This window comes from Halorhabdus salina (assembly GCF_013839425.1).
GTDB classification, from domain to species: Archaea; Halobacteriota; Halobacteria; order Halobacteriales; family Haloarculaceae; genus Halorhabdus; species Halorhabdus salina.
The window spans coordinates 81,778-95,178 of sequence record NZ_JACDNP010000009.1 but is presented as its reverse complement, the minus strand read 5'-3'; the positions used below and the strand labels follow the sequence as shown (position 1 = coordinate 95,178).

Below are 13,401 nucleotides of genomic sequence, written 5' to 3'. Positions count from 1 at the left end.
AAACTTCCTCCGGGCAATAGGGGGGTATCGACTATTCTAGTCCTGTCTAGTATTTTGTTTATACTCTTCGGGATCAATAGAATAACTAACGCAGTGGAACTCAATTAGGGGATGAGTAGTATTCTCCCCGATACGTGGGATAGTATTGGTTCCATGAGTGAGGATCAGATTGAGACGCTCAGACCGGCCTGACCATGGAATCGGATCCATTTGGACGGCGGGGCCGAGGTCAACGGTGATTGGGCTGGCACTCGCCAGCAACATTTGATCGCGCCGACACGACTATGCGAGTAGATACCGTGACACAGCTATGGGAGTCGCGCGTCACCGGTCCGGCACCGGCCCTGCAGTCCGGGCGCTGGCGTCGCAGATCCATCCGGTGTTTATGTTACCGCCGGTGGCCGTCTCACTGATAGGGTCACTACTTGCCGCCCGGGAAACGGGATCGTTCGTCCCGACAGTGACCGCACTGCACGCGACGGCGATATTCGCGGCCGTCTATACCGCCCATGTCAAGGACGGCTACGTCGACTTCTTCGTTCGCGACGAAGACGACGAGCACCCGTTGTCGGCCGCCGGCTGCCGGCTAGCCCTGGTCGTCGCCGGGTCAGTCTTCGTGGTCGCGCTCGCTGGTGTCTTCCTGACCGCTGGGCTGGGTGCCGCCGCACTAACCGCGCCGACGTGGGCACTGGGCTATTTCCACGCGCCACAGCTGGATACGAACCCGATCACCGCGACCGGCGGGTATCCGGGCGGAATCGCGCTATCGTTGCTCGGAGCGTTCGTCGCGGGGCATGGGTCCCTGACGCCGACGGTGTTCGGCCTGGCAGGCGTGTTGCTCGCGGTATTGCTGGGAATCAAGATCATCGACGACGGACAGGACTACGCGTATGACCGCTCGATCGGGAAGCGGACCGTGGCCGTCGTCCTGGGCCCGAATCGAGCCCGACGACTGGCGGAGGGGTTTCTCGCCGCCGGATTGCTCGGTGTCGCCATCCTGGCCGCCGTCGGCGTCTTCCCCACGGGGACGATACTCGCCGTCTTTGCGTTTGGGGCTGTCGCGGCGATCGCCCGCCGGGCCGACCCACGGCTGGCGACGATGTTGCTCGTCCGCGGGGCCTACGTGTTCCTCGCGCTGTTGCTGGTCGCACTGTGGTATCGGCCTTTTACCGGCCCGCTCCCCATCGACATCGGCGTCATGGGGCCGTACACGTACCTCGCGACGGAAGTTGCCTTCGGCGCGCTCGCCCTGGCACTGTTGTGGCGAGCCGAGGCCATCGCGAGCGCCGCCCGGACAATCGCCGTCCTCTATCCGCTGGCCTACGTCTGGGACTGGTATACGCTCGAAGTGGGCGTGTTCGCCATAGAGCTCCGGACCGGAATCGACCTGCTCGCTATCCCCATCGAGGAACACCTGTTCATGATCGTCGTGCCGGCACTCGTGATCGGGATTCACGAGACGTTACGGGGTAGCGATATATGAGGTGAGTACGCATACCAGGTGGTACGTACACTCGTGAGGCGTGTTTCGATCCCCCGTGGTACGCCATCTCTCGGAACCCTTATACATCCCGCTCCCTTCGATAGATTCGCAATGGCAACTGGTACGGTTGATTTCTTCAACGACACTGGCGGTTACGGTTTCATCGAGACTGAGGATGCGGACGAAGACGTATTCTTCCACATGGAAGACGTCGGCGGCCCGGACCTCGAGGAAGGACAGGAAGTCGAATTCGACATCGAACAGGCCGAGAAGGGCCCCCGCGCGACCAACGTCGTCCGCCAGTAAGGCTTTCGACGCGGTTGCGATTCTCCTAATACACTATTTACCGGGTAGCCGACGGCTCAGCGGTCCGTGTGCCGTCGAGCGTCCCGATCGCCTACTTCGTGATGTCAGATAGTGGGACGAGGCGGTGGTCCATCGTCGGCTTCGTGTACCCGGAGGACTCCTCAGTGACGCCGGCAGTGTAGACTTTTACCTTCTGCTGGAGGACGTGTGGCTCACCCTTGTTGTTGTGGATCACGTCGACTGATTCCCAGGCTTCGGCTTCCATACGTGACCGCAGCACGTGCCGGATAATAAGTGCTGTCGGCGACTCGCCGCGGACGCAACGCTCATGCGGACAGTTGTCCTATGGTGATGCCAATGACGCAGTCGCCAACCTACGACTTCTGGCTGTTCGATCTCGACGGAACGCTCGTCGATGTCGACGCTGCGTATCCGCGCCAGATATTCGATCAGGTCGGCAAGCGCCTCGGGTACGAGTTTAGCGATCGGCAGGTGCGGATTCTCTGGCACGGCCTGGCTGGCGCGCGCAACCCCAAGTTACGGGACTGGGGGATCGATCCCGACGAATTTTGGGCAATATATCACGAGGTCGAAGACGCCCAGGCGCGGGCCGGGGCGGCCTACAGCTACGACGACGCCCGAAGACTGCTTGGGGCGATCGACGGCCCGATCGGAATCGTCACGCACTCACAGCCGTACCTGGCGAACGCGACGCTGGAACGTGTTGGCCTCCAGACTGAGATCGATGCGCTGGTCTGCTGTAACGAGCAACTGGGCTGGAAACCCGATCCAGCCCCGGTCGAGCGAGCGATGGCCGATCTCGGTGTCGATGGCAACGGCCACGCGGGGGTCATGGTTGGGGATAGTCCCCAAGACATCCGAGCCGCACACAATGCCGGCCTAGACGGGATTCACATCGAACGGTTCGACGAGGCCGACCGCCCGGATGACATCGATGGAGAGTATCACGTCGAGGCACTCGACGAACTCGTCTGAGCTGTTCGACTAGCCGCGCGCTGAGAGAGATCGCCCCGCAACGAAAACACTCATCAGACTGTCAAGAGAAGCGCCAGGAGATGGTGTCGTTCGCCCTCCTCGGCGGTGCGATTGTGGCGCTGGCCGGTCTCGCAATACTGGCGCTTGGCGTGCGCGAGTTGTTCTTTGCCTGGCGCGTCTATCGCGGTGACCCGCTTGCCGTCTTCGAGCTCCCGAACGAGACCGGCCCGGTCGAAGTGATGGGGACGGCCCAACCTGACGACGGAACCACTGAAGCGCCCATCTCCGGGGCCAAAACGCTCGTCTGTGAGTGGGAAGTCCAGGAGCGACGGACCAGCGGCGGCGCTCACGGATCGAGCACCTACTGGAAGACGCTGGACAAGGGACTGGTTGGCGGGCCCTTTCGACTGGCCGACGACACTGCCAGTTGTCGGGTCGAACCCGCGGGATCGGGCCGGCACTTCGAAGAGCACACGGTGACGGTTCCTGGGGGGACGGCCCCACCAGAACGCATCCGGCAGTTCGTCGCCGAGAACCCGAACGTCTCGCCACAGGACAACACGCTGGACATCGGGGTCACCGAGTTGCATTTGGGCAACGAACAGCGATTCGTCGAGCGGCGACTGGACCCGGGCGAGGATTGTTACGTCTACGGTCGCGCTCAGTATGATCCGACCGCGGGCAGTCGCGGGGGTGAGGTCAGCGTCCGCATCGACGGCAGTGGAGTCAGGCGATTCCTGCTCGCGGACCGTCGCGAGCGCGGCGTCGCCTGGTCCGTCGCGAAGATCGGGCTAGCGGCAGTCGCCATCGGGCTGAGCGTGCTGGCGCTAGGAGCCGTCTGGCTGGTCGCCTGATGATTGCCACGGGACAGAACAACCGTCCGTCCGACTGTCGATACCACCGTGTTTTTGGCCCTACCGCTCGAAAGATGGTCCATGTCAGCGCTCCGCGAGGCGATCGAGGACCTGCCCGAGGCAGTCTTCGCCGACTTGCTCGAATCCGAAGATGCCTACCTGCTCGTGCTCGACATGCCCGGCAGTACTGCCGAGACAGTCGATATCTCGGTCGAGAGCGGGCGATTACTCGTCGAGGCGCGTCGCGAGAAATCGATTGCCGAGGACTTCGAGTACGTCTCTGAGGAGCGATCGCTATTCCTCGATGTTGAACTGCCGTTGCCACCGGCTGTCGCCCCCGGTGATGCCAAAGCGACCGTCCAGCGGGGCGTCCTCGAACTTCGACTCCCGAAGTCGACTGTGACGACAAGCGAGTCGATCCCCGTCGAGGACGCCTAGGGGTGGCTGTCGGGTGTCCCTCCGTACCTACTGGCGGTTCGTCGCCGTCATCCGGCAGTTTCTTCCGCTTGCCATCACCTACGCCCGGGACCGTCGGCGGTTCCTTCTCTTTGGTCGGAGCCGGAGCGTCTCCAGCGAACGGCGTCGAAATCGGGCCGAGCGACTGCTCCAGTCACTGTTGACACTCGGGCCGACGTTCATCAAACTGGGACAGTTGCTCTCGACGCGGCCGGACGTGCTCCCGCCGGAGTACGTCGAGGAGTTCTCGAAGCTGCAGGACCGCGTGCCGCCAGCCGACTGGGAACAGGCCCAGGCGGTCATCGAGGACGAACTCGGCCCGGTCGACGAACGGTTTAGCGAGTTCAACACTGACGCGATCAGTGGCGCGAGCCTGGGCCAGGTCTACTACGCCGAAATCGGGGACGAGCCAGTCGCGGTAAAGGTGCGTCGGCCGGGCGTCGAAAAGCTTGTCGAGTCCGACTTGCAGGTCGTCCAGTGGCTATTACCCATCATCTTGTACTTCGTCGATAACGCGCGATCGTTCTCGCTCGAAACGTTGGCCGACGAGTTCGCCACGACGATCCGAGAGGAGATGGATTACGAACGCGAGGCCGAGATGTTGACGGAAATCCGGGCCAATTTCGCCGACGACGACCGGGTCCGGATTCCACCGGTCGTCGAGTCCCACTCGACGGGACGGATCCTCACGATGGAGTACATCGAGGGGACGAAGATCAGCGACGTCGCGGAACTCGACCGTCGCGGCGTCGACCGGACGGCTCTAGCCGAGAATCTCGAACGCGCGTACTTCCAGATGATCGTCGAGGATGGCGTCTACCACGCCGATCCCCATCCAGGGAACCTCGCCGTCCAAGACGACGGGACGCTCGTGTTCTACGACTTCGGCATGAGCGGCCGGGTCGATGCCTACCTGCAAGACCGGATCATCGACTTCTACATGGCCGTCGCCGATCAGGATATCGACGCCATTCTGGATGCGCTGATCGCGATGGGGACACTCTCCCCGGAGGCCGACCGGCAGGTCATGGCCGAGGTGATGGAGCTGGCGATCGCCGACGCCCGCGGCGAGGACATCGAACAGTACCGCGTCCAGCAGATCATCCAGAAGGTCGAGGACACGATCTACGAGTTCCCGCTCCGTCTCCCCTCGAATCTGGCGCTCGTGTTGCGGGTCGCGACGGTCGTCGAGGGCGTCTGTGTGACCCTCGACCCCGACTTTGACTTCATCGACGTGGCGACGGACTTCCTCCGGGAAGAGGGCTATCTGGAGGAGAGTGCCCGTGAGTTCGTCCGTGACCGGGCGAAGGAAGTTGGAGCAGCCGGGCGGTCGGCGGTGCGGATCCCGCCCAAACTCGAGACGACGCTCGACCGGATCGACCGGGACGACTTCTACGTCAGGGCCGACATCGAGGACTCCAACGGCCTGTTGGACGCTCTCGCCGCGCGGCTGGTCCTCGGGCTGTTCGCGACTGGCGGGTTCGTCTCGACGGCGATGCTGTACTCGTTTTCGACGTTCCGGGCGACATTGCTCTCGCTGCTGGTGACGCTGATCGTGTTGTTCTGTCTCTATCGGTCGTTCCGAGAGCGTCGGTCTACCCGGGCAAAACCCCAGTTCACCCGCCAGCAGATGCGACAGCGAGAATCGGCGGGAGAGCCGGAAGATCCGTCGATCGAGGCAGACGGGCCGATCAGCGACGACGAGGCAAAAGCGCCCGAGGAGGATCGCTGGACGTAGTCGCCGGAAGACCGCCAGCGGCGGCGCGACGTGTTCCAAACCGTTTATACTCGTCCCCGGCCAATCCGGCTACATGGCAAAACAGCAGACTGAAGTGCGGGAACTCGACGAAGGGAGCTACGTAATGATGGATGAGACGCCCTGCAAGATCACTGCCTACAGTACGGCCAAGCCGGGCAAACACGGCAGTGCGAAAGCCCGAATCGACGGCAAGGGTGTCTTCGACGGGAAAAAGCGCACCCTCTCCCAGCCGGTCGATGCGAAGGTCTGGGTGCCGATCATCGAGCGCAAACAGGGCCAGGTCGTTTCGGTGTCAGGCAACGACGCCCAAGTGATGGACTTAGAAACCTACGAGACGTTCACGATGCGCGTCCCCGAAGACGAAAGTCTCGAACCCGACGACGAAATCGAGTACCTCGAGCTCGAAGCGCAGCGCAAGATCGTATAGATGGACTTTCCCGGCGCACTCACCGATCGCAGCGAAGCTGCTTACGCGATCGTCGGTGCGCCACTCGATGCTTCGACAACCTTCCAGCCGGGTACCCGTTTCGGGCCGGAACGCGTCCGGCAATTCGCACGCTCCTTCGAGGATTACGACCCAGACACGGACAGTTACTTCTCTGCGCATGGCGTCTACGATCACGGTGACATTGGCGCAGTCGGCGCGATCGACGATGCGGCCGAATATCTGACCTTCCTCGAAGGGGAACTGGACGCCCTGCAGGCGGACGAGCTGGTGCCGCTGCTCCTCGGCGGCGAACACACCGTCAGCGTCGCAGCCGTCCGCGCGCTCGAACCGGATGTCTTCGTCTGCCTTGATGCCCATCTGGACCTCCGAGAGGACTACGCCGGAGATCCATACAGCCATTCGACGGTGACACGGCACGCCCTTGACGTGGCCGACCGGGCGGTGATTCTCGGCGCACGCGCCGGGAGCGAAGCCGAGTACGAGCGAGCCAACGAGGCTGACGTGACGATCGTCCCGCCCGAGTCCGTCTCCGCGTGGACGCCCGCGGTCGAAGGAGAGACCGTCTATCTCAGTGTCGACATCGACGCTGTCGATCCCGGATTTGCCCCCGGGACCGGGACCATCGAACCGTTCGGCCTTGAGCCGCGGGCGGTGCGCCAGGTCGTCCAGTCGGTCGCGCCCCTCGCATCGGGGTTCGACGTGGTGGAAGTCAACGATCGGGACAACGGCCAGGCTGCCGCACTGGCGGGGAAGCTGCTGCGGGACTTCGTCTATACGCACGCTGAGAGCTAGCGTGCTGGGTTGGTCCGGTCGATCTGACGCGCCGGATCGGGTGGAACCGGAACGGGTTTTTGTCGCCCGCGAGCATCATCGCATACATGGATCGATTGGCGTCGTGTTACTTCTGTGGCGTCGCGGTCGAGGCACCGCTTGAGGAGTATCCCGTCGTTCCCCGCGACTTGCGTCCGTCGGTCGAAGACCAGAGCACTGTGGTCCTTTGCCCGGAGTGTCGACGGAAGCTCTCGACGATCGTCGAGCGTGTCGTGACGGCGACCAGCGATCCCGGCCAAACCGAACTCGGCGAGTCCGCCACGGCGGAGAGTGACCCGGACGGACATGCTGTTAGCGAGACCTCGGGAGAGCAACCGGGAGCGACCGTCGAACGCTTCGACGAGGAGCGGCCGAACCTCGTGGACTTCGAAACCAGTCACGAACGCGACGAGGAGATGATCGCCCGCGAGGCCGACCCGGACGAGGGCACCCCCCAGGAGACGACCGCCGAGGAGTGGACGGACGCACCCGGCGGGGAGAGCGCGACCGAGCAGGACACGGACCAGACGGCGGACCCCGAGGACGGACAGCCGTCGGGACCGGGTCGCTCCGAGCAGAGAGAGACGGCCGCAGGGAGCGGGCAGGCCGACGGTCAGTCCGACACCACAGCGAGCGGATCGGACAGCGGTGGCGGGACAGATCGTGACTTCTCGACGAGTTCCTACAACAAGGTCGTGCGACTCCTCCAGAACCGGGAGTTCCCCGTCGAAGCCGAGGAGATCACGACAGTCGCCGGCAGTGCCTACGGGATCGGTCACCGCGAGGCAGACGAGGTCCTAGACGCACTCGTCGACCGCGGCGTTCTCGACCGTGACGGCAACCAGCTCTACCGTTCGGACGACTGACACAGCGTAGTCCTGTTCCCGACCGTGGGGCCACACCAACACACAGTATCGTCAGACAGAGGATGGAACGCATGACCCGATCAAATATCACCATACGAAGGGCGACTGGATATATTATCATCGTAGCATTATTCATTTCCTTGGTTTATCCTGCGGTTTTGGGCCCGATACGTGGCGACCCATCCGAAGACTGGATGTCTGAAATCATCGTTGCCCTGCTGATCGTCCTCCTTTATGGTGGGCTGGAACTCATCGATCGGCTCTCGCTTGCGTCTCGATACGGATCGAACGCCGATAGAGCGGCGATAGTGACGTTGCTGACAGCGATCAGCGGTACCTGTGCGGTCGTAATCTACACGGTACCGGACTCACCAGCGGCAATAGGGTTACTCGCGGCCTGCGGAATTGGTGCTATCTTGATCGTCCTCTTCGGGGGCAACAAGAAACAATCAAGTCCACCTCCATAGAGAGAATATATCCGTCCGTACTGGTTAGCTACAATCAGCTAGCGTCACACTTCTCACCCCAATTCTGGAGATCGAATCGAATACCCGCAGTCTTGACCGTCTCGGGACGACATCAGTTAGTCGCTCTGCAAGGAAACTGCAGATCGACGAGACCGTCGAGGAGGACAGGTTATTACTCTACAGACTCTTGGCTACCGTTTCTCATTCGACTCATGAGATAGCTTGCGCCCCCCAGACTGGTCACTGTACCGAGGACACCCAATCCCGGACCGGACGTCGATGTACTCGCGTTCGATTGTCCACCCTCCGTTGCGGAATCGGTAAAGGACTCACCAGGGCGGGATTGGTCGTGTTGGCCTAGCGTGGTGAGTGTGACACGCGAGCCTTCGCTCGATCCTTCGATACCAGCATCCACCGCGTAGATGTTTTCATCCCAACTCCCGACGAAGACGGTGCCATCCACCACCGTCGGCGACGACCCCACCCTGCCGTCCGTCTCAAATGCCCACTCTTTCTCGCCCGTGGTCCCATCCACCGCGTAGAGGTTGTAGTCATCACTCCCGACGAAGACCGCCCCATCCACTACCGTCGGCGACGAGCGCACCCTGGCGCCAGTCTCGAAAGCCCACTCTTTCTCGCCCGTCGCCGCATTCAGCGCGTAGATGTTTTCATCCCAACTCCCGACGAAGACGATGCCGTCCACCACCGTCGGCGACGAGTCCACCTTGCTGTCCGTCTCAAATGCCCACTCTTTCTCGCCCGTCGCCACATCCACCGCGTAGAGGTTGTCGTCGTAACTCCCGACAAAGACTGTCTCATCGGCTACCGTCGGCGACGAGTAAACATTCTCGCGGGTCTGGAAGGCCCACTCTTTGTCGCCTGTTGCCGCATTCAGCGCGTAGAGGTTCTTGTCGTTACTCCCGACGAAGACCGTCCCATCCACTACCGTCGGCGACGATTCCACCCAATAGCCGGCCTTGAAGATCCACTCTTTCTCGCCCGTTGCCGCATTCAGCGCGTAGAGGTTGTAGTCATCACTCCCGACGAAGACTGTCCCATCTACCACCGTCGGCGACGACTTCACCTCGGCGCCCGTCTCGAAGGCCCACTCTTTCTCGCCCGTCGCCGCATCCAACGCGTAGAGGTTGCAGTCATCACTCCCAACGAAGACCGTCCCATCGGCTACCGTCGGGCTGGATATTCGCGAGGACATCCAATTGCCAGTCTCGAAGGCCCACTCTTTCTCACCCGTCGCCGCATCTAGCGCGTAGAGGTCCCAACTCCCGACGTAGACAGTCCCATCCACCACCGTCGGTGATGAGTGGGGATAATTGCCAGTCTCATACCGCCAGATCTCTTCACCACCCGAACTCGCTTGCGCTGTCCCACTTTGACTTACTTTCGAGCCGATCACTACTGCCGTGCCGATACCTGCCGCTGTGCGTAGGTACTGTCGCCGTGTCGTCTGCGTTGATTTATCAGTCACGTCTATGATCGCGCTATTCACTCTGCCCTTGGTGGGCAATCGTCGTGCTCGCACTAGCTACCAAACAGTCACTGCAAACACCCAGATCGACAATGGCCGACTGAATCAGTGCCATAGTGCGAATATAAATCAATAAAACTTAGATATTTCGCAATTTATGACTGTATTTCTCTCTGTTATATCTGCGCCGTTTCGAGTATTCAAAACCCGGTGGTGATTTCTGTCGCTTATCGGTGTGAAACAATTTTAGATCCGCAAAACGGCAAAGCGGCTGTCTGATTTGCAACAAGACTCCCGAAGGACTACAGTACCGCCAGCATAATCGGCAGGTATGAACTGTAGGGAACTCTGCGATCGCTTCGACGACCGCCTTCGAATCGCCGACTATGCCGACATCGACGCCAGCGCCGATGGCTTGCAGGTCGGCCCGGAAGATACGGAGGTCGAACACGTCGCCGTCGCGGTCGATGCCGCCGTCGAAACGATCGAGCGTGCCCGCGAGGTCGACGCCGACCTGCTGGTCGTTCACCACGGCCTGTTCTGGGGCGACGGGATCGACCGCGTGACGGGAGAGTCTTACCGGCGACTCGCTCCACTGCTCGCGGACGACCTCCCGCTGTACGCGGCCCACTTGCCCCTGGACGGCCATCAGGATCTCGGCAATGCGGCCGGGCTGGCGGACGTGTTGGATCTCAGCAATCGCGCGCCGTTCGGCGAACTCGGCGAGGAGTACATTGGCCAGCGCGGTCGGATGCCCTCGATGACCGTCGACGAGCTGGAGGAGCGACTCGCCACCGAACTCGACACTGGCGGCCAGCCGATACAGACTCTCGACTTCGGGCCCGAAGAGATCTCCGAGGTTGCGATCGTCACCGGCAGTGGGACCGACTGGATCGAGGAGGCCGCCGCGAAAGGAGCTGATGCGCTGGTAACCGGCGAGGGCAAGCAGGCGGCCTACCACCGGGCGAAGGAGCTAGACCTCACTCTCGTCCTGGCTGGTCACTACGCGACAGAGACCTTTGGCGTCCGTGCGCTCGCGGGCCTGGCCGAGGAGTGGGGCCTGGAGACGACGTTCATCGACCACCCGACCGGCTTTTGAGCGATGGCCGTCGAGGAGTCAGGGGTACCGGCCTACGGGGCGATCGACACCCACGACGAGTTGATCACGTGGTCGCGCGCCTACGCGAAAGAGGCACGCCGCGAGTGGCTGTTGGACGTTCGCTTAGACCTCGTCGAGTGGACTGTTTCGACGCGGGCGCGTCGCCGGGCGGCGGCAGTCAAACGGCCCCAAATACCGGACGCGACTGTCGGCGAGCCGATCGACTGGACGCGCGTCCCCGACAGCGACGGCCGACCCCTGCCTTGTACCGTCGCTCTGACCTGGGACGCCTTCGAGGCGTTCTCGAAGACGGAATGGGCGTCGACGCTCCGGCACGAACTGCTCCACGTCGAGCAGTTCCAGCGCGATGGCACCACCGACCACGGGCCAGCGTTCAAGCGCCGGGCGCGAGCGGTCGAGACCGATGTCCACTGTCGAACGTTCGCCACGCCCCGATGGCTGTTCCGCTGTGGGGCGTGCGGCCAGGAGGTCGCCCGCCGGTACCGTGAGTGTGCGTTCGTCCGCGAGTACGACGACTATCGATCGGAGTGTTGTTCGGCACCGCTGACGAAGAGCCAGCCCGAGTTGTGAGACGGGCATCTCGCTCGGAGCGATCGTACGCTTCAAGCGCCTCGCCGTCGGAGTGACGGCCATGACCGACGAGCACACAGACAGTGATCGCGAGACGTTCGCCCACGATCCGATCGGCCATGCTGAGGTACGGGCCGGGATGACAGTCGAGGAACTGACCGCCGAGTACGGGGACGGCGGCATCGGCGCGAGCGCACTCCACGAGGCTGTCGACATCTACAGCGAAATGCTTGACGACGACGTGACGAACTTCCTCGGGCTAGCAGGGGCGATGGTCCCCGCCGGGATGCGTCGGATCGTCGCCGACCTGATCCGGGACGGGCACGTCGACGCGCTGGTGACAACCGGTGCGAACCTCACCCACGACACGATCGAAGCCATCGGCGGCAAGCACCACCACGGCGACGTCGTCGCTGAGGATACAACCCCCCGCGAACACGACGAACAGTTGCGCGATGAGGGTGTCGACCGCATCTACAACGTCTACCTCCCCCAAGAGTTCTTCACGACTTTCGAGAAGCACCTCCGGGCCGAAGTCTTCCCCGATCTGGAGGACGAGGGAAGCGTCTCGATCCAGCGACTGACCGAAGAACTCGGGCGGGCAAACACCGAGGTGAACGAACGCGAGGACATCAAGGAAGGCCCAGGCATCGCCGCGGCGGCCTACGAACACGACGTGCCGATCTACTGTCCTGCGGTCCAGGACTCCGTACTGGGTTTGCAGGCCTGGATGTACAGCCAGACCAGCGAGTTCATGCTGGACGCCCTGGCCGACATGACTCAAATTACCGATATTGCCTACGAAGCCGAGCAGGCCGGCGCGCTGGTCGTCGGTGGCGGCGTCCCGAAGAACTTCGTCCTCCAGACGATGCTCGTCAGTCCGGACGCTTATGACTACGCCGTCCAGTTGACGATGGACCCGCCCCAGACAGGCGGGCTCTCAGGGGCGACGCTGGACGAGGCGCGTTCGTGGGGCAAGCTCGAAAAGGCCGCTCGCAACGCGTCGGTGTACGCCGACGCGACGATCACGTTCCCGCTGCTGGTTGCCGCCGCTCGCGAGCGGATCGGCGAGTGAGAGACGAACTGGCGGCCACTCTTTGTTACGAAGACGATTCCAGTCGCACATTCGCGTCGCCGAATTGCCCGAATTTCGGCGCCGACATCGACGCAGACTGGCAGTTCTGCCAGGCCTGCGGGGCGACGCTCGGCGGGAGCAAACCCGAACGCCCGCCCAGCGGCCAGACGGATCGAACACAGGCAAATCGACGCAACCCCCGAGACTGATCCCAGGACCGGCCCGGCTAGCCCGTCGAGGGTGGTCGACGACAATCGTCGACGGGGTCACTGCCAGCGGATCAACCAACAGACGGGACACGACAGCGAGGGAGACAACGCCACCAGCGTGGCGGCACGGCCAATGCCCAACACCAACCGAGCCAGCGTCCACCAGGGAGCGATGCTGGCGGCGAGATCACGCGGCGACAACTCCGCGGTGGTGGCGCGCTCGCGACCGCCAGCGAACCGGAACTACTCGATGTGATGGTCCAGGCAGCCAGCGCCTACGTGCTCATGGACGACGAGAGACAGTCGGTGCTACTCGATCGCGAACGCGAGACCGACCAGCCGGTGCCCGCGCCCTACCACCGGGTGGGTGAGAGTACCCACACTTCGACAGGCCCTATCGCCGCGGCGGGTGGTTCCTCACAGCGTCGCCACCAACGGTTATTGGGCCAGCGGTCAGATATCTAGACGTATGTACTACCGACGACTCGGCAAGACG

Annotated in this window: 17 protein-coding genes; 15 read left to right on the top strand and 2 right to left on the bottom strand. The window is 62.6% G+C overall.

Annotated elements, in window-relative coordinates:
- The first annotated feature begins 310 nt into the window (after positions 1-310).
- Together HZR20_RS11845 and HZR20_RS11840 are read left to right on the top strand one after the other, a co-directional pair.
- Positions 311-1,483, top strand: a complete 1,173-nt coding sequence (locus HZR20_RS11845) for a lycopene cyclase domain-containing protein (RefSeq protein WP_181686951.1) — start codon at positions 311-313, stop codon at positions 1,481-1,483.
- Positions 1,484-1,594: 111 nt separating this feature from the next.
- Positions 1,595-1,789 (top strand): cold-shock protein, encoded by a 195-nt coding sequence (locus HZR20_RS11840; protein ID WP_008526685.1) that lies wholly within the window; start codon positions 1,595-1,597, stop codon positions 1,787-1,789.
- 91 nt (positions 1,790-1,880) lie between these two features.
- On the opposite strand, the gene HZR20_RS11835 is transcribed toward HZR20_RS11840, so the two are convergent.
- Complete coding sequence (locus tag HZR20_RS11835; RefSeq protein WP_181686950.1) at positions 1,881-2,054, bottom strand: hypothetical protein; 174 nt, start codon at positions 2,052-2,054, stop codon at positions 1,881-1,883.
- Between the two features lie 92 nt (positions 2,055-2,146).
- Between HZR20_RS11835 and HZR20_RS11830 the strand changes: the two genes are divergently transcribed.
- The 8 genes from HZR20_RS11830 (at position 2,147) to HZR20_RS11795 (ending at position 8,445) form a co-directional block, all read left to right on the top strand.
- Positions 2,147-2,785 (top strand): HAD family hydrolase, encoded by a 639-nt coding sequence (locus HZR20_RS11830; RefSeq protein ID WP_181686949.1) that lies wholly within the window; start codon positions 2,147-2,149, stop codon positions 2,783-2,785.
- 80 nt (positions 2,786-2,865) lie between these two features.
- Positions 2,866-3,639: a hypothetical protein gene (locus HZR20_RS11825; protein ID WP_181686948.1), complete on the top strand. Its 774-nt coding sequence runs from the start codon at positions 2,866-2,868 to the stop codon at positions 3,637-3,639.
- Positions 3,640-3,720: 81 nt separating this feature from the next.
- Positions 3,721-4,077 carry an Hsp20/alpha crystallin family protein gene (locus HZR20_RS11820; protein WP_181686947.1) on the top strand — a complete coding sequence of 119 codons (357 nt, stop codon included), beginning with the start codon at positions 3,721-3,723 and terminating at the stop codon, positions 4,075-4,077.
- 13 nt (positions 4,078-4,090) lie between these two features.
- Positions 4,091-5,833, top strand: coding sequence for an ABC1 kinase family protein (locus tag HZR20_RS11815; protein WP_181686946.1), 1,743 nt, complete (start codon positions 4,091-4,093; stop codon positions 5,831-5,833).
- 73 nt (positions 5,834-5,906) lie between these two features.
- Positions 5,907-6,281: a translation initiation factor IF-5A gene (locus HZR20_RS11810; protein WP_181686945.1), complete on the top strand. Its 375-nt coding sequence runs from the start codon at positions 5,907-5,909 to the stop codon at positions 6,279-6,281.
- Complete coding sequence (locus HZR20_RS11805) at positions 6,282-7,094, top strand: arginase family protein (RefSeq protein WP_181686944.1); 813 nt, start codon at positions 6,282-6,284, stop codon at positions 7,092-7,094.
- Positions 7,095-7,180: 86 nt separating this feature from the next.
- Positions 7,181-7,978 (top strand): hypothetical protein, encoded by a 798-nt coding sequence (locus tag HZR20_RS11800; RefSeq protein WP_181686943.1) that lies wholly within the window; start codon positions 7,181-7,183, stop codon positions 7,976-7,978.
- Positions 7,979-8,172: 194 nt separating this feature from the next.
- Positions 8,173-8,445, top strand: coding sequence for a hypothetical protein (locus HZR20_RS11795; protein WP_220132767.1), 273 nt, complete (start codon positions 8,173-8,175; stop codon positions 8,443-8,445).
- A 172-nt stretch (positions 8,446-8,617) separates the two neighbouring features.
- On the opposite strand, the gene HZR20_RS11790 is transcribed toward HZR20_RS11795, so the two are convergent.
- Positions 8,618-9,931, bottom strand: coding sequence for an outer membrane protein assembly factor BamB family protein (locus HZR20_RS11790; protein ID WP_181686941.1), 1,314 nt, complete (start codon positions 9,929-9,931; stop codon positions 8,618-8,620).
- Positions 9,932-10,262: 331 nt separating this feature from the next.
- Here HZR20_RS11790 and HZR20_RS11785 point away from each other — a divergent pair, with 331 nt between their 5' ends.
- The 5 genes from HZR20_RS11785 (at position 10,263) to HZR20_RS11765 (ending at position 13,370) form a co-directional block, all read left to right on the top strand.
- Positions 10,263-11,030 (top strand): Nif3-like dinuclear metal center hexameric protein, encoded by a 768-nt coding sequence (locus HZR20_RS11785; protein WP_181686940.1) that lies wholly within the window; start codon positions 10,263-10,265, stop codon positions 11,028-11,030.
- Between the two features lie 3 nt (positions 11,031-11,033).
- On the top strand, positions 11,034-11,621 hold the full coding sequence (locus HZR20_RS11780; protein ID WP_181686939.1) for a SprT-like domain-containing protein: 588 nt from the start codon (positions 11,034-11,036) through the stop codon (positions 11,619-11,621).
- Between the two features lie 61 nt (positions 11,622-11,682).
- Positions 11,683-12,696 carry a deoxyhypusine synthase gene (locus tag HZR20_RS11775; protein WP_181686938.1) on the top strand — a complete coding sequence of 338 codons (1,014 nt, stop codon included), beginning with the start codon at positions 11,683-11,685 and terminating at the stop codon, positions 12,694-12,696.
- A gap of 240 nt (positions 12,697-12,936) precedes the next feature.
- Positions 12,937-13,161 (top strand): hypothetical protein, encoded by a 225-nt coding sequence (locus tag HZR20_RS11770; RefSeq protein ID WP_181686937.1) that lies wholly within the window; start codon positions 12,937-12,939, stop codon positions 13,159-13,161.
- Complete coding sequence (locus tag HZR20_RS11765) at positions 13,161-13,370, top strand: hypothetical protein (RefSeq protein ID WP_181686936.1); 210 nt, start codon at positions 13,161-13,163, stop codon at positions 13,368-13,370. Before HZR20_RS11770 ends, HZR20_RS11765 begins: the two co-directional genes overlap by 1 nt.
- Positions 13,371-13,401 lie beyond the last annotated feature (31 nt).